Origin of the sequence: Rhodococcoides fascians NBRC 12155 = LMG 3623 (assembly GCF_001894785.1) — a bacterium.
GTDB lineage: Bacteria > Actinomycetota > Actinomycetes > Mycobacteriales > Mycobacteriaceae > Rhodococcoides > Rhodococcoides fascians.
On the sequence record NZ_BCWW01000006.1, the window covers coordinates 404,504 to 428,580 of the forward strand.

Sequence of the window (24,077 nt, forward strand, 5' to 3'; positions counted from 1 at the left end):
GCCGGACGTCAGCCGGGCAGGATCGGCACGGCCTTCACCCCGGCCAGGCCGGTGACCTCGCGCCAGTACCTGTCGCCGACCGGATCGGCATTGTTGAGTGCGAACACGGCGCGGGCGTCGGCAACGTACTCGGTCTCCGGCGACGCATCGACCGCCAGAACGGGATTGGTGAGATTGCGCGACGGCAGGGCGTCCATCCTCGAGCCGTCGACCGTCACCTGGACCACCGGTGTATCGGTAGCAACCCGTGCGATGACGATGGCCTCGCCGGTGCTCCAGTCCAAGCTGGTGGCGTCACTGCCGAGTCCGATCGCAACCGCGCGCGGGGCCGTCAGCGAATAGACGCCCGACGGATCGCGTACCACGGTGGCCACGTACACCACGCCGTCGACGATGAGTGCGGCCCGAACGCCGTCGCGGGCCAGCCGGAGTTCGGTGATGCGAGTTCCCAGGGTGGTGACCGCGCGGGCATCGACCGGTATCACCGATACCTGACCGGTCGAGGGGTCGCGGGCCGCGCGAATGACGTTGGTGCCGTCGATGACCGCCCAGGCGGCGTTGTCATCGGCTCCCCATGTCGGACGCGTGATCGACTGCCCCTCGGCCACCGGGAACGCGCCACCGTCGTAGCTACCGACCATCAATGTGCTCGACGGTGCCGGAGCGGGTCTACCGGTGTCCGCGACGCCGGCCACGAGTGTTCCGTCGTTCGACAAGGCCACCGAGCGCAGATTCCGTGCCTGCCCGAAGTACCCGGGGGCGGGTGTGGTCGCGGATTGCTCGACGCGGAGCAGTCGACCGGAGGCCAGTGCGTGCAGGCCGACCGATTCGTTGGTGGAGCTCTGTGGATCGAAGGAGTCGACCCCGGCCGTCGTCCACCCGTCCGGCTTGGTCGTGTCGATGGGTTGTCCGTCGGCGAGCAGCACGTAGGGCCCGGCCACCTCCGCCGAGGCCAGAGTCCAGATCACCTGTGCGGCAAGCAATTCTCGGTCGCGGTCGCCCTTGTTCTGCAAACCACCGAAGTCGATTCTGATGCCGCCGAGACCGACTCCGACCTGTGTAGTCTGTCCGTCGGCCTTGGTGATGGGCCCCCGGATACTGACGTCGTCGGACAATTCGTTGCTCACCGCTGCGGACAGCGCGGACTTGGGTCCATCGATCAACAGCTGCACGAGCTGGTTTGCGAGCTGATCCTGCGATCCGCTCGTCCACCGAACATCCGGCACCAACACCCCACCGAGCGGATCGACGAAGTAGATGGATCGCTGCTGATAGGTGTCCATGAACGCCGAGCGATCGATGACCACACCCGGTGGCAGCTTCGAGATGCGCCATTGGCCGTCGACGCGCGTCATGTCGATCGCGATGTCGAACGTGTCCGATCCGGCCTGATATTCCCCGCCGGGAGCCAGGATTCCCGCTGTCGTCGACCGAATCGTGAATTGCGCAGAGTCTGCAGTTCGGGGCCCCGACAGGGTGTCGATCCGATCTGCGACGACGGTACGAGCGCCGTCGTCCCACGTGTTCGACGCGTCCTCGGTCAGGAACTGTCGGGCGGCCTGGTGGCGGTTGGCCGACACTGCGCTGGCCTCGAAGAAGTCGTCGAGCAGCCGGTCGGGCTCACGTCCGGGTTCGGGAGCCGGGGCGCTGGTGGGCGCGGCACCGTCGGTCAACGTGCCGATGGCCTGGGGGCTCGAGGACTCGGGCAGGCTGGCACAACCGGAGACGAGGGCGGCGATCAGGGCGCAGACTGCAACCGAGCGAGACAGGCGACGAGACGAGCGAATCACGTCGACGACTCCGACGCGGCCCGCTGCGCACCGATGGCCGGGATCGGTTGTCCCTGAGCGTATTTCTTGGTGCTCGGCTTCAACGGCAGAGGTGAGCCGATCACTTTGTGGCCACGGACCAGTGGCACCGTGAGCCGGAAACATGCGCCTTCGCCGACTGCACCCCACGCCTCGAGCTTACCGTCGTGCAGCCGGGCGTCCTCGACGCTGATCGCCAACCCGAGGCCGGTACCGCCGGAGCGCCGGACGCGGGAGGGGTCCGAGCGCCAGAACCGATTGAACACCAGCTTCTCCTCGCCGGGGCGCAGACCGATTCCTTGGTCGCGCACCACGAAGGCTGCCGCGTCGGCATCCGATCTCAGGCGCAGCAGCACCGGCTTGCCTTCCCCGTGATCGAGGGCGTTGGCCAGAAGGTTGCGCAGGATACGTTCGACACGCCGCGGGTCCACCTCGGCGATGACCGCCGTCTCGGGCATGTCGACGATCACCTCGGTACCGGTTTCGCGGGCGAGGTGACGCACCGTGGAGACCGCAGCGCGTGCACACATCCGCAGGTCGAGTTGCTCGGCGGCCAGTTCGGCGACACCGGCGTCGTGGCGGCTGATCTCGAGCAGATCACCGAGCAACGTCTCGAACCGGTCCAGCTCGTTGACCAACAGCTCGGAGGAACGCTTGAGGGCAGGTTCGAGATCGTCACTGGCGTCGTGAATGAGATCCGCGGCCATCCGCACGGTGGTGAGCGGCGTCCGTAGTTCGTGGCTGACGTCGGAGGTGAACCGGCGCTGCAGGTTTCCGAATTCCTCGAGCTGGGTGATCTGTTTGGACAGACTTTCGGCCATCTCGTTGAACGACATCGCCAGCCTCGCCATGTCGTCCTCACCGCGAACCGGCATGCGCTCCTTGAGCCTACCGTCGGCGAAACGTACTGCGATGCGGGACGCGGATCGAATGGGTAGCACCACCTGCCGCGCGACGAGCATCGCGATCGCGGCAAGGAGTACCAGCAGCACCACGGCCCCGATGAACAGCGTGCCGCGGACCAGGGAGAGCGTCCGGTCTTCGCTGGCGAGCGGGAAGATGAGATACAGCTGCAGCGCCGATATGTCGGAACCGGTGGGCGACCCCATGATGAGCGCCGACCCGGAATATCCGCCGTCACTGTCGGTCACGGTGGCGTACTGCGAGCTGATCAGGCCCTTCTTGACGAAGTCGCGCAAGCTGGCCGGTATCTGGTCGACCGGACCGACCGACGCTTCCGCGCGGGTCGCGTCGCCCTCGACGATCAGAACAGGGTCGAAGGACCCTGCCGACCCGGTGGTCGACGCGGCGTCGAGGTCCTGGTTCGTCAACGCTGCTCTCGCCCGTTCGAGACGGGTGGACAGGCCGCTCGAATCATCGGCACCGGCGAGGTTGCCCTCCACCGTGGTGCGCGAGCGGTCGAGTTCCTCGGTGGCTGCAGACAGCTTCGCTTCGAGCAACCGATCGGTGATCTGGCTGGTCAGAACAACGCCGAGAATCAGGATCACCACGAGCGACAACGTCAGGGTCGAGACGACCACGCGTAGTTGCAGTGACCTTCGCCAGGCATGACCCAGCGATGTGCTCAGCGACCTGAACCAACGCAGGAGCGGGGAGAACTTGCCGTTGATTCGTCGCCGAGAGTGGGAAAAACCGATCACGGCGGTCCGGCCTTGTACCCGACCCCCCTCACGGTCAACACCACCTCCGGGTTCTCCGGATCCTTCTCGACCTTGGCGCGCAGGCGCTGAACGTGGACGTTGACCAGGCGGGTGTCGGCGGCGTGCCGGTAGCCCCACACCTGTTCGAGCAGAACTTCACGGGTGAACACCTGACGGGGCTTGCGGGCCAAGGCGACCAGCAGATCGAATTCGAGCGGAGTGAGCGAGACCAGCTCGTCGCCGCGGCTGACCTTGTGGGCGGGGACGTCGATGACGATGTCGGCGATCGACAACAGTTCGGCCGGCTCGTCCTCGGTTCGACGCAGTCGTGCCCGGACGCGTGCCACCAGCTCCTTCGGCTTGAAGGGCTTCATGATGTAGTCGTCGGCCCCGGATTCGAGACCGAGCACCACATCGACGGTGTCGGTCTTGGCCGTCAGCATGACGATCGGGACCCCCGAGTCGGCTCGCAGCACGCGACAGACGTCGATGCCGTTCATTCCGGGAAGCATCAGGTCGAGCAACACCAGATCGGGTCGATTCTCGCGGACGGCCGCCAGCGCTTGGGTGCCGTCTCCGACGACGAACGGCTCGAATCCCTCACCGCGCAACACGATGGTGAGCATCTCCGCCAGAGCCGAATCGTCGTCCACAACCAGAATCCGAGGCTTCATGGCTCTATCGTGTCACTTTCGGCTCGGCGGATGGCTGATTGAACATGTCGGCGGCGAGTCGATCGGGGTCGACGTCGGCGCGCACGACTCGCCAGGGCGACGCCCAGTTCGTTTCTGCGAGACGGCCGTAGACGGCCGAGGTTCGGGTCTGCAGCGAGCCGTCGCGTTCGTAGGCATCCCGGGTGCGCGCGGCGTCCGCACTCTCACGCGCGGCGGCGCGCTCCGCAGCGAGAGCCACCGGTACGTCCAGCAACACCTGCACGTCCGGAACGGGCACACCGAACCGCTCGAATTCGAGTGACCGGATCCACTCGACGGCCGCTCCGTCGACGGACTGCTCCAACCGCGCCGCGGTGTAGGCGGCGTTGGACGCCACGTACCGGTCCAGCAACACGATATCGTTGCGGGACAACAAGTTTCGGATCTCGTCGGCCGCATCCTTGCGGTCGAGTGCAAACAGCAGCGCCATGGCGTGCACGCTGCCCGCGGTGTCTCCGTGTTCCCCCTGCAGCGCCTCGGCCGCCAGATCGGCATGAACCGACCTTCCGTACCGGGGAAACCCGACCCGGACGACGGCCAGGCCGTCGCGTTCCCACGCCGAGACGAGCCGACGGGCGAGCGTGTTCTTGCCCGCTCCGTCGACTCCCTCGATGACGAAGAGCTTTCCCAACGACCGAACTCTCTCGGTCAGTAGCGGTAGTGCTCGGGCTTGTACGGGCCCTCGACGTCGACGCCGATGTACTCGGCCTGCTCCTTGGTGAGCTTGGTGATCGAGCCGCCCAGCGCTTCGACGTGGATGCGAGCAACCTTCTCGTCGAGGTGCTTGGGCAACCGGTAGACCTCGTTGTCGTACTCACTCGGCTTGGTCCACAGTTCGATCTGCGCGATGACCTGGTTGGAGAAGCTGTTGCTCATGACGAACGACGGGTGACCGGTGGCGTTGCCGAGGTTCAGCAAACGGCCCTCGGACAGCACGATGATCGAGTGCCCGTCCTTGAACTGGAACTCGTCGACCTGCGGCTTGATGTTGATCCGCGTGACGTCGGCAGCCTTCTCGAGGCCGGCCATGTCGATCTCGTTGTCGAAGTGGCCGATGTTGCCCAGGATCGCCTGGTGCTTCATCTTGCGCATGTGCTCGAACGTGATGATCTTGAGGTTGCCCGTCGAGGTGATCACGATGTCGGCCTGCTCGATGAACTCGTCGACCGTGCGCACGTCGAAGCCGTCCATCAGTGCCTGCAGGGCGTTGATGGGATCTGCTTCGGTGACCGTCACGCGAGCGCCCTGGCCCTTGAGTGCCTCGGCGCAGCCCTTGCCCACGTCTCCGTAGCCACAGACCAGCACGGCCTTGCCGCCGATGAGAACGTCGGTGCCACGGTTGATGCCGTCGATCAGCGAATGGCGAGTGCCGTACTTGTTGTCGAACTTGCTCTTGGTGACCGAGTCGTTGACGTTGATGGCCGGGAACGACAGCTCACCGGCAGCAGCGAACTGGTACAACCGCAGCACACCGGTCGTGGTCTCCTCGGTGACACCCTGCACGGATGCGGCAATCTCGGTCCACTTGGTCGTCGACGCCTCGAGGGAGCGACGCAGCAGGCCGAGGAACACCTTGTACTCGTCGGAATCCTGGTCGTCGTCGGTCGGCGGAACGACGCCTGCCTTCTCGAACTGAGCGCCGCGCAGCACCAGCATCGTGGCGTCACCGCCGTCGTCGAGGATCATGTTGGCAGGCTGCTCGGGCCAGGTGAGCATCTGCTCGGCGGCCCACCAGTACTCCTCGAGGGTCTCACCCTTCCAGGCGAACACCGGAACGCCCTTGGGCTCTTCGACGGTGCCGTACGGGCCTACGACGACGGCCGCTGCAGCGTGATCCTGGGTGGAGAAGATGTTGCACGAGGCCCAACGCACCTCGGCACCGAGTGCCACCAGCGTCTCGATCAACACGGCGGTCTGCACCGTCATGTGCAGCGATCCGGATACTCGTGCGCCCTTGAGCGGCTGAACGTCGGCGTACTCGCGACGAAGCGCGATCAGGCCGGGCATCTCGTGCTCTGCCAGCCGTATTTCCTTGCGGCCGAATTCTGCGAGTGACAGGTCTGCGACCTTGAAGTCGATTCCACCGCGGTGTTCCACGGTGAGTGCCGATCCTGACGTAACTGAGGTCGTCATCTTGCCTCTCCTGTTGACTTGAATGTCTTCGTCCAGGCTATCGGGTCGCGGCGCGCGGCGACCGTCTGCCCGGCGAATCGGTCCGATGCCCTTCAGACGGCTCGTCGAGTGGTCCCGCGGTCACCCGTGTTGCTGGGCTCGCGCCAGAATCCGTTCGCGCTTTCGGGGCAGAATGTTGGCCCGGACGAGATCACCGTCGTAGTGGTCGAGCACCCGCGGGTCCATCACCCGACGCCACAGCGGCGGTACCGCTGCCAGTAGAACCATCGTCGCGTACCCGGCGGGCAATTGCGGGGCCTCGTCGCACGAGAGCAGAGTCTGGTATCGCTTCCCCGGATTGGCATGATGATCGCTGTGTCGCTGCAGGTGGTAGAGAAAGATGTTGGTGCACAGCCGGTCGCTGTTCCAACTGTGCCGCGGTGCGCATCGCACGTATCTGCCTCGCTCGTTCGTCTCGCGCAGCAGTGCGTAGTGCTCCACGTAGTTCACCATCTCCAGGAGCACGAATCCCACGACGGCTTGTATCAGCAGATACGGCGCGATCGCCCAGCCGAAGACGACCATCAGCGTGACGAAGAGAACGGCGCTGAGCAGCCACGTGTGCAACAGAGCGTTCGACGGGTGAAACACGGAGTGGCCCTTGCGACGCAGCCGCCGAGCCTCGAGCTTCCAGGCCGAGGCCAGCCCGAGAACAGCGCTGCGCGGCACGAACGTCCACACGCTCTCTCCCAGCCGGGCACTGGCCGGATCCTCCGGAGTGGCCACCCGCACGTGGTGACCGCGGTTGTGCTCGACGAAGAAGTGTCCGTACAGGGTTTGCGACAAGGCCACCTTCGCCAACCAGCGTTCGTGCTGCTCGACGCGGTGGCCCAGCTCGTGGGCGGCGTTGATTCCGGTTCCCGCGACCAGGCCCACCGTCACCGCGAGCCCGATCTTGTCCACCACGCTCAGACCTCCGTACGCCCACATCCAGCAGGCGACGATCAGACCGATGAATTGGATGGGCAGGAACAGGTAGGTGCACCAGCGGTAATAACGGTCGTTCTGCAGCTTGTCGGCCGCAGACGCGTCCGGGTTGTGACCGTCCTCGCCCGCGAGCAGATCGATGATCGGAATGATCACGAAGAACACCAGGACGCCGCTCCACCAGAACACCGGCATGCCGGTCCAGTACACCAATTGGGACGGCAACAGCGCCGATGCCGGTGCCAGCAGACCCAGCATCCACAGGTAGCGCTTGTTGTCCCACCGCCGAACCGCAGGTGCAGCCCCGGCCGAATTCCGCTCCCCGAAAGCGACACCCGAATCGTCCGATGAGGTGATCCGGCCGTCCACGCTCACAGTTGCCACACCCTCTCACCGAATGTTTGCGGTCCTATCAGTTTGTTTTCGAGGGTATAACATGCCGGGCGTTCGGACCGAGGGGTGTGACGCATACCCCGGACACGTCGGATCCGAGAAAACCGGCCCCGCCCGCACAATCGACGGTCGGGGCCGGCCTCGCAAGACGACTCGGCCGCGTCTCACTCGGGTCGCGACTCGACTTTCTTCGCCTCGCGCAGACCCATCACCGAATGGCGGCGACCGTACAGCACGTAGATGACGACACCCGCTGCCATCCACACCAGGAACCGCAACCACGTCTCGACCGACAGGTTGAGCATCAGCCACAGGCATGCGGCCACTGCCAGGATCGGAACCAGCGGAACCCAGGGCACGCGGAACCCGCGCTCGAGATCGGGACGCGTCTTGCGGAGGACGAGCACACCGGCCGACACCAGAACGAAGGCGAACAGCGTGCCGATGTTGACCATCTCCTCGAGCGTGCCGAGAGGGACGAACGCGGCGAGCAGTCCGACCACCACACCGACCAGGATCGTCGTCCGAACCGGCGTGCCCTTCTTTCCGGTGTGGGCCAGACCGCGCGGCACCAGGCCGTCTCGCGACATGGCGAACAGGACGCGAGTCTGCCCCAGCATGAGAACCATGACCACCGTCGTCAGACCGGCCAGTGCGCCGAACGAAATGATGTTCTTGGCCCACGTCAGCCCGTTCAGCTCGAACGCCGTTGCCAGCGTGGCACTGTCGCCGGCCAGATCCGTGTACTTGACCATCCCGGTCAGCACCAAGGTCACCGCCACGTAGAGCACGGTCACGATGGCCAAGGATCCGAGGATGCCGCGCGGCAATGCCTTCTGCGGCTCCTTCGTCTCCTCGGCCGTTGTCGCGACCACGTCGAAGCCGATGAACGCGAAGAACACCAGCGACGCCGCCGCCAGCAGTCCGTACCAACCGAAGGTGCTACCGCCCGCACCGGTGACGAAGGAGAACAGGGACTGATGAAGCCCCTCACCCGTGGACGCGGGCTCGGACGGCGGAATGTACGGGTCGTAGTTGGCGACCTTGATGTAGAACGCACCGAGCACGACGACGAACAGCACGACGATCACCTTGATGGCTGTGATCACCAACGACACGCGCGAGGACAACTTGGTTCCCGAGGCGATGAGAACCGTCAACACCACCACGATGAGAAGTGCGCCCCAGTCGAAATTCAGCGAACCGATCTGCAGTACCGGGGCCGACGTGCCGAGCAGGTCTCCCAGGTAGAGCGACCAGGCCTTCGCCACCACCGCCGCGGCGAGTCCGAATTCCAGGATCAGATCCCAGCCGATGATCCAGGCGATGAACTCACCGAATGCGGCGTAGGAGAACGTGTAGGCACTACCGGCGACCGGAACCGTGGAGGCGAACTCGGCGTAACAGAGGGCAGCGAGCCCGCAGGCGATGGCCGCCAACACGAACGCCACCGAAACAGCCGGTCCGGCAACGTTTCCGGCAGTCCTCGCCGTCAGCGTGAAAATGCCGGCTCCGACCGCCACCGCGACACCGAACACGGTCAGATCCCACGAACCGAGCTCCTTGCGCAACTTGGTGTCCGGTTCGTCGGTGTCCTTGATCGATTGTTCGATCGACTTGGTCCGGAACCACCCCGTCGTACGCGGGGGCTTCCTGGGCCGGTCTGCCTTGGTCATCGGACCTCCGTATCGCCACGTCGCTTCTGCAGACGGCCGATCCGATCGGACCCACCCGTCCCAGAATTCACTGTGACATTACCTTATTGGTAGCGGGCACCCGTGTCGGACACTTCGGCCACTCGACTTGCCGCGCCTTACGACTGCAATGATCCGACCGCCGCCACGAACACTTCGGCACCGTCGGAGTCCGCGGTGACGGTGACCGATCGGTCGGCAGCGGGAATCCACGCCGAACTACCTTGGGGCACGGTGAGCCCCGCGTGTGTGTCACCGGTCGTCGCCAGCACCGAACCGCTGGTGCACAACAGAATTCGCGGACCGGTTCCAGGAATCTCGACGGTCTCCCCCGGACCGACCGCCGTCCGGCTGAGGACGAATTCAGGGGCCGGCGTCGGGTATCGGTAGGTGGGCCGATCGTTCTCACCCGGCGTGATCGGAGAGATGTCGGCGGGCTCGAAGTCCAGCACGCGCAACAACTCCGGCACGTCGACGTGCTTGGGCGTCAACCCTCCACGCAGAACGTTGTCGGAGTTGGCCATGATCTCCACACCGGTTCCGCGCAGGTACGCATGGAGATTGCCCGCATCCAGGTACAGGCCCTGGCCGGGAGTCAGGGTGACCCGATTGAGCAGTAAGGCCGCCAGTACTCCAGCATCACCGGGATACGACTCCCCCAGCTCGAGCAACGTCCGTGCCTCGGCGGCGAATCGACCGCCGTCGGCGCGGGCAGGCCCCGACAGATAATCGATGCAGCCCTGGGCGACCGCAGGCAACAGGTCGTCCAGGGACTGCCCGGGCAACGTGATCCACGAGGTGAACACCGTCCGGAGGCCCGACGCGTCGGGCTGAGCGGCGAGCAACGTGCGATACCCCGCGAGGGACGGCACGGCCAACGCATCGAGAAACTCGACCGTCTCGGCCGGTTGCCGAAACCCTGCCAGTGCTTCGAATTCGGTGAGTGCCACGATCAGCTCGGGCTTGTGATTGGCGTCCCGGTAATTGCGCACCGGGGAATCGATCGCAACACCTGCGGCATTCTCCCGCGCGAAGCCCTCACGCGCCTGCGCGCTGCTCGGATGTGCCTGCAACGACAGAGGTTCTTCTGCGGCAAGCAATTTCAGCAAGTACGGCAGCCGCGACGAGAAGTCCTCTGCAGAGCCGCCCAACTGTGTTTCCGGATCCCCGTCGATGAGGGTGAGCAACGGCGTGCTGCCACCCTCGTGAACCACGTGCGCAGAATCGGCCGGGTGTGCACCCAGCCAGATCTCCGCCTCGGGATGATCGGACGGTACCGGCCTACCCTGGATACGAGCCAGAGCAGTGCGCGAACCCCAAGCGTAGGACCGGACTGCGCCTCGCAGGAGTTGCACTAGCTACCGCCCATCAACGACAAGTACGCGGCAGTGGTGTCCAACCGCGTTGCCAACACCGACATCGTGTCGAGCATCGAGAGTGTAACCGGATCGGGTGACGCCGCGCGGGCCTCGAAACCCGAACTCACGAACTCCCCGCCGGACGTCGCCTCACCGGACTCGGTCAGTACCAGTTCGGAATTCGGAACACCGGCAATGCGTCGTTCGGTCAGCGCGCGATCGGATTCGGACGCCAGGACGAATACCCGCATCGGCTGTTCGGGAGCCGGTCCGTCGAGCTCCTCGTCGTGGAAGATCGAGTCGAAGGTGCTGACCGGCCCCGATGACTCGACCATGGACGCACGGATGGACGCAGCGATGACATCGCCGAGCTCACCCGCAGCCACGATCAGACCGGCCACCCGCAGCAACACCTCGCTACCGTGCCGCGCCACCTCGACGGCAGCCGGCCCGGCACCGCTGAGCACCACACGTTTGCCGCTGAACCCACTGGCAAGCGCTTTGGCAGGGTTGTGGAACACCTCGTTGGACGGGCTGTTGCGCACAGCCTCGGCATCGAGCAGATCTGCGAGCCGAGAAAGGTTGGGCAGCAGCGCCTTCCACGAACCACCGGCAACCGCGCCGAGGACGGCCACGAACGCCGCGAGGTAGCGCATCAGCGCATTGTGGTCACGCACCGCTATGCGCGGCGGCAACCACATGACCCTGGCACCGCGCACGGCACGCAAGGGACCCTCTTCCGGTGCCACGACGACGACCTCCGCGCCGCGCCGCGCTGCCGCGTCGACCGATTCGGCCAAGCGCGGATCGCCTGCATCGTCGCCGGCCACCACGACGACATCCAGTGGCCCGATCCACGGCGGAGTTCCGGTACTACGAACCAGGGGAACGCCCAAATGGTTTCCGAGAGCAGCGACAAGCAGAGACGCGGCACGGCTGCTGCGGCCGTCGCCGGTCACTATCACCACGCTGCGAGGTCGCAGGTCGGCCAGGCGCGCCAGCACCGACTCTTCGACCGCAGTGGCGACGGCGCGTACTTGAGCACCCGCGAGCGCGGCGCTGCGGAGCGCGCCCTCCCGATCGGCGGCCACGATCGCGCCGGCGTCGTCGAGATCGACCAGAGACGTCACTGCCCTCATGACCTCGGCACCTTCCCTTACGTCACCGACTCGAAATGCCTGCATACCCACTTGTGAACTCTAGGTAACCACTATTCCAGTCCGGAGCGAACGATGCTCAATATCTCGGTCGACAACGCGTCGACCTCGGTGCGGGTGCGCGCCTCGACATTGAGTCTCAACAGGGGCTCGGTGTTGGACGCACGCAAGTTGAACCATGCACCACCCTCGAGGTCGACGGTCACGCCGTCGAGACGGTCGATTCCGGTGGTCCGATCGGCGAACGCGTCGAGCACGGCCTGGGTGCGTTCGGCTGCGTCGTCGACCGTCGAGTTGATCTCACCCGACGCGCTGTACGTCTCGTACGAAGCCATCATCTCCGAGAGCGGTCGATCCTGTGCGCCGAGGGCAGCGAGAACGTGCAGCGCGGCGAGCATGCCGGAATCGGCACCCCAGAAATCACGGAAGTAATAGTGCGCGGAATGTTCTCCGCCGAAGATCGCACCGGTATCGGCCATCTGCTGCTTGATGAACGAGTGCCCCACTCGGGTGCGGACAGGCTTGCCGCCGAGCGCGGTGACCAGCTCCGGCACCGCACGCGAGGTGATGAGATTGTGAATGATCGACGCACCGGGCTCCTTGGCCAGCTCGCGTTCTGCCACCAAGCAGGTCACGGCCGACGGCGAGACCGGATCGCCCTTCTCGTCGACGACGAAGCACCGGTCGGCGTCTCCGTCGAACGCGAGCCCGATGTCGGCACCGGTCTCGACGACGAAGCGCTGCAGATCCACCAGGTTCGCCGGATCCAGTGGGTTGGCCTCGTGATTGGGGAAGCTGCCGTCGAGTTCGAAGAACAACGGTTCGATCGTCACCGGGAGCGGAGCGAACACCGCGGGGACCGTGTGCCCGCCCATGCCGTTACCCGCGTCGACGGCGATCTTCATGGATCCGATGCCGGAAAGATCGACCAGGTCGCGAACGAACCCGGCGTAGTCGGTCAACACGTCTCGCGACGTTGCCGTACCGGCCGGGCCGTCGAAGTCCGGCACGCCGTCGATCAGTTCCGACTTGATCGTGGCCAGCCCGGTGTCCTGCCCCACCGGCTTGGCACCGGCGCGGCAGAGCTTGATTCCGTTGTACTTCGCCGGATTGTGGCTTGCGGTGAACATGGCACCGGGGCATTCGAGCAGGCCCGACGCGAAGTAGAGCTGATCGGTCGAGGCGAGACCGATGTGCACGACGTCGAGCCCCTGCGCGGTGACGCCGTCCGCGAAAGCGCGGGACAGGCCCGGCGAGGAGTCGCGCATGTCGTGTCCGACGACGACAGTCCGCGCCGCGCCCTCCTCGTCGCGTACCAACCGGGCGAACGATGCACCGACGTCTCGGACGAACGCCTCGTCGATCTGCTCACCTACGACGCCACGGACGTCGTAGGCCTTGATGACGGCGTTGACGGACTCTGCGGTTCGGGCCACGAAGATTCTCCTGATTGTCGGTCGTCCGGCGTCGGACATCCAGCGTTGGGTACGGGGCGATCAACACCGAAGCTCGGCAGACCGGCTTGTCCGTTTCGGTACTGGTGCAAACCTTGCCAGACGCCCGGTGGGCGGGCCAGTCGACCCGTCGTTCATTCGGGCGGACGCAGCGCCTCGCCCCGCCGCGGCGTTCTGCGCAGGGGGTCTAGGACGTGGGATCGGGTAGAACTCTGAGGTGTCCGCGTCGGCCGGTTCGGACGGCAGGCGTGGCCCGTCGCTCGGTGTCCTGGTGGCGAGCCGGCGACCGGTCACCGCTGTCTCGGTCCTCGGAGCGCGTCCGGTCTCCCCGACCGGCTTCGCGTACGGCCTCGGCCAGCGCGGTCAGATCGTCCTCGTCGGGGGTCGATGTCGAGTAACCACCCTCGTACCGCACGAGCTCCCAGCCCTTGGGTGCCGTGGTCGTCGAGGCATGGACCTCGCACAGGTCCCAGGAGTGCGGTTCGTCCACGGTGGCCAGCGGACCGACGACGGCAGTGGAGTCGGAGTAGACATATGTGAGCGTCGCAACGGCAGAACGGTTGCAACCAGGCCTGCAGCAGCCACGCAGTGATCTCACGAGTGCAGAGTATCCGGTACGTGCAACCGACCGAACGACCGACACACCGGACAGCCGCGATAACCTGCCCCCATGCCTCAGTTCTCTTCCGCGCGCAGGATCACGTCGCGGTCCGTTGCGCGGCACGGCCGCGGCATCCGCGGACCGGTGCTGCCCGAGGACCTACCTGCCCGGCGATCACGTGCAGAGAAGTTCGACCGGCTGGTACTCGACGCGTTCGCGCGCATCGACCACCGGTGGCACGACAAGCTCTCGAAGCTCGACATCGCCGTCGACGACGTGCCCAAGATCAGGGCGTTGGACCCGGAATCGGTCACGTGGCCGCCCGAGGTGGTCGCAGAAGGACCGGTACCCCTGTCGCGACTGGTCCCCGCAGGGATCGACAAGCGCGGAGAGACGACACGCGCCCGTGTGGTGCTGTTCCGGCGTCCGCTCGAGCGGCGCGCCAAGCACCCGGAAGATTTGGAGGACCTACTGTTCGAGGTCCTGGTCGAGCAGGTAGCGACGTATTTGGGCATCGATCCCGACGAGGTGGACCCCGCCAGCGCCGAGCCGTGATGCAGCGTCGGCTCGTGGGTGGATCCTCCTGAGAGCGCTCGGCTCAGCCGATCCCGCGCTTGAGCCGACGACGCTCACGCTCGGACAGTCCGCCCCAGATTCCGAATCGCTCGTCGTTGGCGAGAGCGTACTCGAGGCATTCGTCCTTGACCTCGCAGCCGAGGCAGATTCGCTTCGCTTCGCGGGTGGAGCCGCCCTTTTCGGGAAAGAAGGCTTCGGGATCGGTCTGAGCGCACAGGGCGCGCTCCTGCCACTGATCCTCGATCTCCTCGAACATCTCGTCGAAACCCGCCACGAGACTGAGGAACGGCTTGGCGGGTGGAACCGATTCGGCCACGAACGGCATCGAATCGGCGTCGTTGTCCGAGTCGTCGTTATCGACGTCGTCGACATCCGGGCTGTCGACATCGGGGCTGTCGATGTCCTGATCGATTTGCACGGCGTCACTCGAGAGTTCGCCGTCGACTGCATCGTTCGACGGGGTCACGTACGCAGAACCGGCGTCGACGGAGACGCTCGAATCCACGCCGGAATCGGACTCGGTTTGCGGCGCGTCGTCGACAGCGCTGAGGTGTGCAGTGGGTCCGCCCCGCTGATCACGTGTCACGTGCTGGTCATACATCGCTTCCGCCTCCTCACCTGTGGTAGCGCAGATACTTTCGGTCCTCGTAATCTCGAATACCTTGCCCCGCGCCGGTATTCGATCGAGCTGGTACGTCCGAGCCGACTCTCCACCCGTCCAACTCTCGACCTCTACTCCACGTCCACTCAGGGACGAACAGGAAGGGAACGAGTGTTCGAAACCAGGTTCGCTGCAGTCGAACTCGTGCCGCGAACGCTGAATGACATACCTGTGATTAGACACGTACAGGTGTGTCGCGGTCAAGCCGATCGCACAAATCCAATACCATCCCATGCCCGAAATCGGCTGTCTCCCCGAATCGGAGCGCGTCCCGTGCGTGTCGCGGCGGTTCTCGGGCTCGGATCCCGGCCCCGCGGACGGTCCGGGTGGGCGCTCACCCGGGCGGGCGACAACCGCACTAGGCTCGCATGTTGTGAAAGTTACTGTTCTGGTCGGTGGCGTCGGTGGCGCACGGTTCCTCCAGGGGCTCAAATCCCTGTTCGGCGACTCCCTTCTCGGCGACGAACCCGAGAACGAGATCACGGCGGTGGTCAACGTCGGCGACGACGTCTGGATGCACGGCCTTCGCATCTGCCCGGATCTCGACACGTGCATGTACACCCTCGGAAACGGAATCGACACCGAGCGAGGCTGGGGCCGGGTCGCGGAGACCTGGAACGCCCGCGACGAGTTGGCCGCCTACGGAGCAGATCCCGACTGGTTCGGCCTCGGCGACAGGGACATCGCCACGCACTTGATCCGCAGTCGCATGCTGCGCACCGGATTTCCGCTGTCGGCCGTCACCGAGGCACTGTGCAACCGATGGCAGCCCGGCGTCCGATTGCTGCCGGTCACCGACGACCGCTCGGAAACACACGTCGTGGTCACCGACCCCGACGACCCCAGCGGCGAGCAACAACGCGCAATCCACTTCCAGGAGTGGTGGGTTCGCTACCGCGCGCAGATTCCCACGCACAGTTTCGCTCATATCGGTGCCGAACAGGCCACTGCTGCACCGGGAGTCGCCGAATCGATCGCCGAGGCCGACGCGGTGATCCTGGCCCCGTCCAACCCGGTGGTCAGTGTCGGCGCAATTCTTGCCGTACCCGGCATCCGCGGCGCACTGCGCACCACCGCCGCCAAGGTCGTCGGCCTGTCCCCGGTGGTGGACGGTAAACCGTTGCGCGGCATGGCAGACGAGTGCCTCTCGGTCATCGGCGTCGAGACGACGGCCGAGGCCGTCGGCCGCCTCTACGGAAGCCGAAGCGGCACCGGCATTCTCGACGCCTGGCTGGTGCACAGCACCGACTCGGCGGTGGTCGACGGAGTCGACGTGCAGTCGATTCCGTTGTTGATGACCGACCCGGAGACCACAGCGGTGATGGCACGCACCGCCCTGCGCGCAGCCGGACTCGAACTGTGACCGCCCCACGCGAGGTGGCGTCGATGCCGGAGGCTCCCGGTGACCACGCACCGGGCGGATCGATCGAAATCCTGCCGGTCACGGGACTTCCCGAGTTTCGTCCGGGCGACGATCTCGCCGCAGCGATCGTCGACCGAGCGCCCTGGCTGCGCGACGGAGACGTCCTCGTGGTCACCAGCAAGATCGTCTCCAAGGTCGAGGGACGTCTGGTGCCCGCACCGCAGGACCCCGAGGAGCGGGACGCAGCCCGCCGGGTCCTCGTCGATCAGGAGGCCGTTCGCGTCGTCGCCCGAAAAGGCCGGACGCTCATCACCGAGAACCGCCTCGGCATCGTGCAAGCCGCGTCGGGTATCGACGGGTCCAACGTCGACGGCAGCGAACTGGCGCTGCTCCCGGAGAATCCCGACGCCAGCGCGGCGGCTCTTCGGCGAGCACTGCACGAGTCGGCCGGAGTCACCGTGGCTGTCGTGATCACCGACACGATGGGCCGGGCCTGGCGGATCGGTCAGACCGATGCCGCGATCGGGTCTGCCGGCCTGGCGGTCGTCCATCGATACGCCGGGGCAGAAGACGGCCAGGGCAACGAACTGATCGTCACCGAAGTCGCCATCGCCGACGAGCTCGCTGCGGCAGGCGATCTCGTGAAGGGCAAGCTGGGTGGCGTTCCGATAGCCGTCGTCCGCGGCCTGTCACCGGTCGACGACGGCTCCACCGCCGCCACCCTGCTGCGCGGCGGCGAAGACGATCTGTTCTGGCTGGGAACCGCCGAGGCACTCGAACGTGGTCGACGCGAGGCCCTGCTCCGCCGGCGGTCGGTTCGATCGTTCTCCCCCGACGCAGTCGACCCGGACTCGATCCGTGACGCCGTCGCGGACGCCCTCACCGCCCCCGCCCCGCATCACACCCACCCCGTCAGATTCGTCTGGATCAGAACGCCCGCGGTGCGTCGCCGACTGCTCGAGACCATGCGCGAGCAGTGGCGAGCCGATCTGGCCGGCGACGGGCTGACCGAGGACCGCATCGCCGCCAGGCTGAGCCGCGGTGACATTCTGTTCGATGCGCCGGAAATCGTGATTCCGTTCTGTGTGCCGGACGGGGCGCACACCTATCCCGACGAGAGGCGTCGCGCAGCGGAGGACACCATGTTCACCGTGGCGGTCGGTGCCGCCGTTCAGGGTTTGCTCGTAGCCCTGGCCGTTCGCGATCTCGGTAGCTGCTGGATCGGTTCGACGATCTTCGCCGCCGATACCGTCCGCGCCGAGCTCGGCTTGCGTGCGGACTGGAAAGCATTGGGGGCCATCGCAATCGGACACCCCAGCGAGCCGCTGACGGTACGAGATCCGGCCGCGCCCGGGTCTTCGCTGGTGGAGCTCTGACCGACGATGTCCGCTTCCTCACTGTGGCAGTCCGCGGCCGAGACACTCGATCGGTGGGCACCGACCGACTCCAGGGACGAATCCCTTCGGCACACCGTGATCGCCTTTCTGCACAGCAATCCCGACGCGTGTCTTCGCGCGAACGAGGCCGGCCACATCACGGCGTCGTCGCTGGTACTCGACGCGTCGGGACGGCACGTTCTGTTGACCCTGCATCCCCGGGTGGGCCGGTGGATTCAGCTGGGCGGTCACTGCGAACCCGAGGACGAGACGGTCGTCGCCGCAGCGCTGCGCGAGGCGACCGAAGAATCCGGAATTACCGATCTGTCGATCGATCCCGAGTTGCTCTCGGCGCACACTCACCCGATCACGTGCTCACTGGGTAAGCCGACCCGGCACCTGGACCTGCGGTTCCTGGTGCGCGCCCCGGACGGCGCGCGCGCCGTGCGCAGCGAGGAATCGACGGACCTGCGCTGGTGGCCGGTGGACGAACTACCCGACTCGGCCGAGCGCGAGACCATCGACCATCTCGTCGCGCTCGCGGCGTATCGCTGATCCGCCCGGGTCGGCCCCGCTCAACTCCTCGGGACGACGATCAGACGTCGGTGGAGAAGCGCACTCCCCCGTCGGGCAGCTTCACTCCGGGCCATACCCGTGCCCCACGCAGCAACTCGCACCGAGCTCCGATATCGGCACCGTCACCGATGACGGCGTCACGCACGAGTGCGCGCGGTCCGATGCGGGCTCCGAAGCCCAGGATGGACCGTTCGACCACGGCCCCTGCTTCGACGATCGCACCGTCGAACACCACCGCGCCGTCGAGACGAGCGCCTGCGCCGATCTCGGCACCACGTCCGACGACGGTTCCACCGATCAGCAGTGCGCCCGGCGCGACACCCGCTCCGGGGTGAACCAGGGACTCACCGCGATCTCCGTGCAGTGCGGGCGACGGCGCAATCCCACGAACGAGGTCGGCCGATCCCTTGACGAAATCCTCCGGCGTACCCATGTCGCGCCAGTACGCACTGTCGACGTGCCCGTAGACCTTCTTGTTCTCGGCGAGCAAGGCAGGGAACACCTCTCGCTCCACCGACACCGGCCGGTCGGCTGCGATGGACTCGATGATCTCACGCTTGAACACGTAGCAACCGGCATTGATCTGGTCGGTCGGCGGATCCTGGGTCTTCTCCAGAAACGCGGTGACTCGGCCGTTCTCGTCGGTCGGGACACAGCCGAACGCTCGGGGATCGCCGACCCGAACGAGATGCAGCGTCACGTCCGCGTCGGTCGTGCGGTGCGTATCGAGCACTGCCGTCAGATCGGTACCACCCAACACGTCACCGTTGAACACCATGACGTTGTCCGCCCGCAGTCGCGGCAACACGTTTCTGATTCCGCCGCCGGTGCCCATGGGCTCGGTCTCGAACACGTACTCGAGTTCGATGCCCAACGCCGACCCGTCGCCGAAATGTTGCTCGAACACTTCGGCTTTGAACGACGTTCCGAGAACCACGTGTTCGATGCCCGCAGCCTTGATCCTGGCCAGCAGGTGGGTGAGAAACGGGAGTCCTGCAGTCGGGAGCATCGGCTTCGGTGCCGACAGAGTCAACGGGCGCAGTCGAGTTCCCTTGCCGCCGACCAAGATCACTGCATCCGTCCGTGCGGCGACCGATGGGGAACTATCCGACATGTCCAGCCTCTGTTCTCTCGTCCGACGGTCGTTCTTCACGAGCTCGGGCCCGAAGCGCCGAAGTCACAACGACCTTCGAGCGAAGACCGAGACCCGCGCGCAGCGCCCATCGTAGTGGAGCCTGCCACACCCGGTCGTGTCTGTCGGCCTGGAATCGGTAGGCGCTGGTGTGGTGTGCGGGCAGCATCACTTCCGGATGCCGTCCTGCCGCATGGCCTTTCGAGTGCGTGACCTCGACCTCGGGTACGTAGACGTTCTGCCAACCCGCCCTACCGAGCCGGTCGCCGAGGTCCACGTCCTCCATGTACATGAAGTAGCGCGAATCGAACCCGTCGATGGAGTCGAACGCTGCGCGGCGAAGCAACAGGCATGATCCCGACAGCCATCCCACCGGCCGCTCGGACACCGTCTCGTTCTCCTGGCGGTATCGCCGAGTCCACGGATTGGTCGGCCAGAGCTTGCCCAGAATTGCGTGGCCGGCCCCGGACGTCAGATCGGGCACCGATCGCGCGGACGGGTATCGCGACCCGTCCGGCTCACGAATGAGTGGGCCCAGCGAACCTGCGCGCGGCCATCGCGCCGCGGCGTCGAGCAATCCGTCCAGGGACCCGGGGTGCCACCTGACATCCGGATTGGCGACCACGACGAATTCGACCTCGGGGTCGACCGCGGCGATCGCCCGATTGACGGCAGCGCCGTAGCCGATGTTGGCGCCGGTACGCAGCAATTCTGCTTCCGCGAACGCCGCCTCGGCAGCTTCCGGAGTGCCGTCGACCGACCCGTTGTCGGCCATGATGACTCGCACGGGCCGAGTCGTGGCCTCGCGTAGAGACGTCAGAAATTGCTCGAGGTATTCGCCGGGGGAATAGGTCACCGTCACCACGGCCAGGTCGGAACTCACGCGGGCAAGACTAGCCCGAGGCGAGCATCGATCCCGCATCACGACCGAGCAAGAGCCGCCGTCAGAGCCTCGGACCAGGGGCGGGGCGCACCGAGCCCGGCTGCCGACCACGCAGTCGGTGACAGCACCGAGTATGCGGGCCGAGGTGCCGGGACGACGTACTCCGCGCTCGAACACGGTCGCACCCGGTCGGGGTCGGCACCGATTCCCGAGAACACTGCCCGCGCGAGGTCGTACCAGCTCGCCTGCCCGGCGTTGGTGAAGTGAAGGGTCCGGCCGGTCACCGTCCCGTCGGCTTCGATCTCGAGCAGACCGGCGGCCAGGTCCAGGGCGAAGGTGGGCGATCCGATCTGGTCGTCGACCACCGAGACGGTCTCCCGCTCGCCTTCGAGTCTTCGCATCGTGGTGACGAAGTTCTTGCCGGTGTTGTCGTAGACCCATGCGGTGCGCACGATGACGGCCTCGGGGAGTTCCTCACGCACCGCCGTTTCCCCGGCCAACTTGGTGCGTCCGTACACGGACTTCGGCGCGGTCGCCGCGTCGACGTCGTACGGCTCGGTCGCTGTGCCGTCGAACACATAGTCGGTGGAAATGTGTATCAGTCGTGCACCGACACGCCCGCACGCCCGCGCGAGATTTCGAGGACCGTCGGCATTGACGGCCATGGCCCTGGACTCGTCGGTTTCGGCGGCATCGACGGCGGTGTACGCGGCGCAGTTGACGACGGTCGCACCCGCAGTCACCACGGCGTCGACTGCATCGGGGTCGGTGATGTCCAGGTCGGCGGACGAATAGCCGTGCACCTCGACGTCGGAATCACGCTCGGCGGCGAGCGAGACCACCCGTCGGCCCAACTGGCCGTGTGCACCGGTCACCACGATCGCATTCACGGTTGCCAAGTGTGGCACGCCGCGGTCGGTTCGGCGAGAGCGCGGCCGATCGCCAGTAACCTTCGAGTCGGGGGGAGTGAACGTCTGTCGGTAGGTGTCCATGCCTGCCGGAAACGAGGAAAGGGTCGAAGGTGCCACGAGATTCAGGCACGCACGGAGGTGAGCGCACGCCCCCACCACACCGGCGCACCTCGCGGCGAGCCGACGGCGACGGCCTGCGCGGCGAGCGACGCGACCGTGACACCGACCCTCGTGCATCCCGCGGGCGCGACTCCCAGGATCGACCTGTACGTCCCTCCGCGGACGACGAAGTGGGCGTGCATCGCCGAGGCAGCGCGCGCGGCGACGAACGACGAACCACAGCCTCCCGTGCACGACGACCGCAGCGCGAGCCCCGAGGCGACGACCGACGAGCGGACGCAGGCGAGGCACCCCGCCGACCGGGCGCAGGTGGTCGCTGGCCGGCGACGCACGTTGCGGTGGCCGTGCTGTCGGTGCTCGTCCTGCTGGTGACCGGCTTCGCCTGGCGCAGCGTGGACAGTCTGCGGTCGAACATCGCCACTGCGGGCGGCCTCGGTCTGGGCGGCGCAGCGGACGGCGCCGTCGACATCCTGATGGTCGGCACCGACAGCCGCACCGACGCCCACGGCAACGCGCTCTCACCGGAAGAACTCGCCTCGCTCAACGCAGGTGAGGAAGTTGCGTCGAACACGGACACGATCGTGTTGATCCGCGTCCCGAACGACGGCTCGTCGGCCACTGCCATCTCCATCCCGCGCGACTCGTACGTCGAGGTGCCCGGGATCGGAATGTCCAAGATCAACGCCGCGTACGGAGCGACCAAGGAGAACAAACGGCTCGAACTGGTCGAGCAGGGAGTCTCCGATGCCGACGCCGAACCGCAGGCCACCGAGGCCGGACGCGAAGCGCTGATCGATTCGGTTGCCAATCTCACCGGCATCACGGTCGATCACTACGCAGAGGTCGGTCTGCTCGGTTTCGTTCTGCTGACCGACGCCGTCGGCGGAGTAGCGGTATGCCTGAACAATCCGGTGCAGGAGCCGCTGTCGGGTGCGAACTTCGCCGCCGGTGAGCAGAACCTGTCCGGTTCGCAGGCGCTGAGTTTCGTCCGGCAACGACACGATCTGCCCCGCGGTGACCTGGACCGGATCGTGCGCCAGCAAGTCTTCATGGCCTCCCTCGTACGCAGTGTACTCAGCGCCAAGACGTTGAGCAATCCGAGCAAGCTCGGTCAGCTCAGTACCGCGGTGCAGCGGTCGGTCACCCTCGATTCGGACTGGGACATCCTGCAGTTCGCCACTCGCCTGCAGGATCTCGCCGGTGGCAAGGTCAAGTTCGAGACCATTCCCGCGGTCGACATCAATGCGACGACCGACTACGGCGAATCCATCGTGCAGGTCGACCCGGCAGCAGTGAAGAAATACGTCGCCGGGTTACTCGAGGACGGGAACTCCGCCGAGACCAACGCCGAGAATTCGGATGCCCCGGCCGTCAATCCGTCGACGGTGACGGTGGACGTCGCGAACGACAGCGGTATCGAAGGCTTGGCCAACGGTGTGGCCGGATCGTTGACGGCGCTCGGGTACGTCGGTGGCACCATCGGCAACTACGAGGGCTCGTCCATCTCCACGAGCCGCATCCAGACCGCCGATGTGGACAGCGACGCCGCTCGCGCCGTGTCGGCAGCACTCGGTGGCCTGCAGATCACCGCCGACGACACCATGCCGGCCGATGCCGTCCGGGTCGTGCTCGCCGACGACTACGCCGGCCCCGGCTCGGGTCAGGCCGCAACGGCCGAAACCGTGGCACCCGAAGCAGGTACAGCAGTCCCCGAGGAACCTGCGGCACCGATCGACGCGGGTTCCACCGGCCCCATGTGCGTGAACTGACGGTACGAACGCAGCGCGGAGATCGGGGCGGGTCAGCGTCGACTAGGGTCGTGGTGTGGCTTCGAACCTGACTCAAACCCTGCTCGAGCCGATCCTGGCGGCAGACCCGGCCGGTCCCCGCATCACGTACTACGACGATGCCACCGGCGAGCGGGTCGAGGTGTCCGCCGTGACACTGGCGAATTGGGCGGCCAAGACTGCCAACCTGCTCCGTGACGAGTTCGCACTCGATCAGGGCGCGCGCGTGTGCGTGCTGTTGCCGGCGCACTGGCAGACCGCTGCCGTACTTCTGGGAATCTGGTGGACCGGCGGCGAGGTGGTGCTCGGTGCAGACGACTCCGCGGATCTCGCGCTGGTGCACGGCGACCGCCTCGAGGACGCGCCCGACGTCGACGAAGTTCTGGCGCTCTCGCTCGATGCCTTCGGCAAGGCAGTCCCCGATCTGCCCGTCGGGATGACCGACTACGCCACCTCGGTTCGCGTACACGGTGACCAATTCAGGGCAACCGGATCCGGGGCCGCGGCATTGGACGGCCGCTCGGTGGACGACGTCCTCGCCGCAGCGAGAGAACGCGCCGAGGCCCGTTCTCTCTCGGCCGCGGATCGAGTGTTGTCCAGTGCATCCTGGACCACCGCCGACGAGTTGATCGACGGACTGCTCTCGGTGCTCGCGGCCGGAGCATCGTTGGTACAGGTGGCCAACTCCGACGAGAGCAAGAAGGAACGACGCATCGACACCGAAAAGGTCACGACGACCCTCGACTGAGACTGC

General features: G+C 66.1%; 22 protein-coding genes. 7 read left to right on the forward strand and 15 right to left on the reverse strand.

What is annotated here, in order from left to right; translation table 11 throughout:
- Positions 1–8: 8 nt before the first annotated feature.
- The 11 genes from lpqB to RFA01S_RS15270 form a co-directional block, all read right to left on the reverse strand.
- Positions 9–1,790: an MtrAB system accessory lipoprotein LpqB gene (gene lpqB / locus RFA01S_RS15220; protein WP_370878676.1), complete on the reverse strand. Its 1,782-nt coding sequence runs from the start codon at positions 1,788–1,790 to the stop codon at positions 9–11.
- Positions 1,787–3,469: an MtrAB system histidine kinase MtrB gene (gene mtrB, locus RFA01S_RS15225; protein ID WP_032366296.1), complete on the reverse strand. Its 1,683-nt coding sequence runs from the start codon at positions 3,467–3,469 to the stop codon at positions 1,787–1,789. The genes lpqB and mtrB overlap by 4 nt, the downstream gene beginning before the upstream one ends.
- On the reverse strand, positions 3,466–4,143 hold the full coding sequence (gene mtrA, locus RFA01S_RS15230; protein WP_027496508.1) for an MtrAB system response regulator MtrA: 678 nt from the start codon (positions 4,141–4,143) through the stop codon (positions 3,466–3,468). The genes mtrB and mtrA overlap by 4 nt, the downstream gene beginning before the upstream one ends.
- A 4-nt stretch (positions 4,144–4,147) precedes the next feature.
- Positions 4,148–4,813: a dTMP kinase gene (locus tag RFA01S_RS15235; RefSeq protein ID WP_032370710.1), complete on the reverse strand. Its 666-nt coding sequence runs from the start codon at positions 4,811–4,813 to the stop codon at positions 4,148–4,150.
- Between the two features lie 17 nt (positions 4,814–4,830).
- Positions 4,831–6,315, reverse strand: coding sequence for an adenosylhomocysteinase (ahcY, locus tag RFA01S_RS15240; RefSeq protein WP_027496506.1), 1,485 nt, complete (start codon positions 6,313–6,315; stop codon positions 4,831–4,833).
- A gap of 120 nt (positions 6,316–6,435) precedes the next feature.
- Complete coding sequence (locus RFA01S_RS15245; RefSeq protein ID WP_081371345.1) at positions 6,436–7,539, reverse strand: alkane 1-monooxygenase; 1,104 nt, start codon at positions 7,537–7,539, stop codon at positions 6,436–6,438.
- Positions 7,540–7,838: 299 nt separating this feature from the next.
- Positions 7,839–9,350 (reverse strand): amino acid permease, encoded by a 1,512-nt coding sequence (locus RFA01S_RS15250; RefSeq protein ID WP_027496504.1) that lies wholly within the window; start codon positions 9,348–9,350, stop codon positions 7,839–7,841.
- Between the two features lie 137 nt (positions 9,351–9,487).
- The gene (gene manA / locus RFA01S_RS15255) at positions 9,488–10,723 is read right to left on the reverse strand and encodes a mannose-6-phosphate isomerase, class I (RefSeq protein WP_027496503.1); all 1,236 of its coding nucleotides are present in this window, start codon (positions 10,721–10,723) and stop codon (positions 9,488–9,490) included.
- Positions 10,723–11,865: a hypothetical protein gene (locus tag RFA01S_RS15260; protein WP_032408106.1), complete on the reverse strand. Its 1,143-nt coding sequence runs from the start codon at positions 11,863–11,865 to the stop codon at positions 10,723–10,725. Before RFA01S_RS15260 ends, manA begins: the two co-directional genes overlap by 1 nt.
- Positions 11,866–11,936: 71 nt before the next feature.
- Entirely contained in the window at positions 11,937–13,319 is a 1,383-nt protein-coding gene (locus RFA01S_RS15265) for a phosphomannomutase/phosphoglucomutase (protein ID WP_052060877.1), read from the reverse strand.
- Positions 13,320–13,524: 205 nt separating this feature from the next.
- Positions 13,525–13,935 (reverse strand): DUF3499 domain-containing protein, encoded by a 411-nt coding sequence (locus RFA01S_RS15270; protein ID WP_174557261.1) that lies wholly within the window; start codon positions 13,933–13,935, stop codon positions 13,525–13,527.
- A 72-nt stretch (positions 13,936–14,007) separates the two neighbouring features.
- Between RFA01S_RS15270 and RFA01S_RS15275 the strand changes: the two genes are divergently transcribed.
- Entirely contained in the window at positions 14,008–14,493 is a 486-nt protein-coding gene (locus RFA01S_RS15275; protein ID WP_027496499.1) for a metallopeptidase family protein, read from the forward strand.
- A 43-nt stretch (positions 14,494–14,536) separates the two neighbouring features.
- On the opposite strand, the gene RFA01S_RS15280 is transcribed toward RFA01S_RS15275, so the two are convergent.
- A complete protein-coding gene (locus RFA01S_RS15280; RefSeq protein WP_027496498.1) occupies positions 14,537–14,770 on the reverse strand; it encodes a WhiB family transcriptional regulator in 234 nt (77 codons plus the stop codon).
- Between the two features lie 778 nt (positions 14,771–15,548).
- Here RFA01S_RS15280 and cofD point away from each other — a divergent pair.
- The 3 genes from cofD to RFA01S_RS15295 are packed head-to-tail and all read left to right on the forward strand — an operon-like array spanning position 15,549 to position 18,469.
- Entirely contained in the window at positions 15,549–16,538 is a 990-nt protein-coding gene (gene cofD, locus RFA01S_RS15285; protein ID WP_032408105.1) for a 2-phospho-L-lactate transferase, read from the forward strand.
- Positions 16,539–16,561: 23 nt separating this feature from the next.
- Positions 16,562–17,914, forward strand: coding sequence for a coenzyme F420-0:L-glutamate ligase (locus tag RFA01S_RS15290; RefSeq protein ID WP_032408195.1), 1,353 nt, complete (start codon positions 16,562–16,564; stop codon positions 17,912–17,914).
- A gap of 6 nt (positions 17,915–17,920) precedes the next feature.
- Positions 17,921–18,469, forward strand: a complete 549-nt coding sequence (locus RFA01S_RS15295; RefSeq protein WP_032370706.1) for an NUDIX hydrolase — start codon at positions 17,921–17,923, stop codon at positions 18,467–18,469.
- A 40-nt stretch (positions 18,470–18,509) separates the two neighbouring features.
- Here RFA01S_RS15295 and manB read toward each other — a convergent pair whose 3' ends face one another.
- The 3 genes from manB to rfbD are packed head-to-tail and all read right to left on the reverse strand — an operon-like array spanning position 18,510 to position 21,395.
- Complete coding sequence (gene manB / locus RFA01S_RS15300; RefSeq protein ID WP_027496494.1) at positions 18,510–19,604, reverse strand: mannose-1-phosphate guanylyltransferase; 1,095 nt, start codon at positions 19,602–19,604, stop codon at positions 18,510–18,512.
- The gene (locus tag RFA01S_RS15305; protein ID WP_027496493.1) at positions 19,594–20,505 is read right to left on the reverse strand and encodes a glycosyltransferase family 2 protein; all 912 of its coding nucleotides are present in this window, start codon (positions 20,503–20,505) and stop codon (positions 19,594–19,596) included. The genes manB and RFA01S_RS15305 overlap by 11 nt, the downstream gene beginning before the upstream one ends.
- Before the next feature lie 38 nt (positions 20,506–20,543).
- Positions 20,544–21,395: a dTDP-4-dehydrorhamnose reductase gene (rfbD, locus tag RFA01S_RS15310; RefSeq protein WP_032408194.1), complete on the reverse strand. Its 852-nt coding sequence runs from the start codon at positions 21,393–21,395 to the stop codon at positions 20,544–20,546.
- A 159-nt stretch (positions 21,396–21,554) separates the two neighbouring features.
- Between rfbD and RFA01S_RS27460 the strand changes: the two genes are divergently transcribed.
- The 3 genes from RFA01S_RS27460 to RFA01S_RS15325 are packed head-to-tail and all read left to right on the forward strand — an operon-like array spanning position 21,555 to position 24,071.
- Positions 21,555–21,908, forward strand: coding sequence for a hypothetical protein (locus RFA01S_RS27460; protein ID WP_139278452.1), 354 nt, complete (start codon positions 21,555–21,557; stop codon positions 21,906–21,908).
- Positions 21,875–23,305: an LCP family protein gene (locus RFA01S_RS15320; protein ID WP_032408193.1), complete on the forward strand. Its 1,431-nt coding sequence runs from the start codon at positions 21,875–21,877 to the stop codon at positions 23,303–23,305. The genes RFA01S_RS27460 and RFA01S_RS15320 overlap by 34 nt, the downstream gene beginning before the upstream one ends.
- A 55-nt stretch (positions 23,306–23,360) precedes the next feature.
- Positions 23,361–24,071, forward strand: coding sequence for a TIGR03089 family protein (locus RFA01S_RS15325; RefSeq protein ID WP_032408103.1), 711 nt, complete (start codon positions 23,361–23,363; stop codon positions 24,069–24,071).
- Positions 24,072–24,077 lie beyond the last annotated feature (6 nt).

Bases quoted from the DNA above. Each gene is read 5' to 3' on its own strand.
- mtrA (WP_027496508.1), bottom strand. From the start codon at position 4,143: ATGAAGCCTCGGATTCTGGTTGTGGACGACGATTCGGCTCTGGCGGAG.
- ahcY (WP_027496506.1), bottom strand. From the start codon at position 6,315: ATGACGACCTCAGTTACGTCAGGATCGGCACTCACCGTGGAACACCGC.
- RFA01S_RS15245 (WP_081371345.1), bottom strand. From the start codon at position 7,539: ATGCTGGGTCTGCTGGCACCGGCATCGGCGCTGTTGCCGTCCCAATTG.
- RFA01S_RS15250 (WP_027496504.1), bottom strand. From the start codon at position 9,350: ATGACCAAGGCAGACCGGCCCAGGAAGCCCCCGCGTACGACGGGGTGG.
- RFA01S_RS15260 (WP_032408106.1), bottom strand. From the start codon at position 11,865: ATGAGGGCAGTGACGTCTCTGGTCGATCTCGACGACGCCGGCGCGATC.
- RFA01S_RS15275 (WP_027496499.1), top strand. From the start codon at position 14,008: ATGCCTCAGTTCTCTTCCGCGCGCAGGATCACGTCGCGGTCCGTTGCG.
- RFA01S_RS15280 (WP_027496498.1), bottom strand. From the start codon at position 14,770: ATGTTCGAGGAGATCGAGGATCAGTGGCAGGAGCGCGCCCTGTGCGCT.
- RFA01S_RS15290 (WP_032408195.1), top strand. From the start codon at position 16,562: ATGCCGGAGGCTCCCGGTGACCACGCACCGGGCGGATCGATCGAAATC.
- RFA01S_RS15295 (WP_032370706.1), top strand. From the start codon at position 17,921: ATGTCCGCTTCCTCACTGTGGCAGTCCGCGGCCGAGACACTCGATCGG.
- manB (WP_027496494.1), bottom strand. From the start codon at position 19,604: ATGTCGGATAGTTCCCCATCGGTCGCCGCACGGACGGATGCAGTGATC.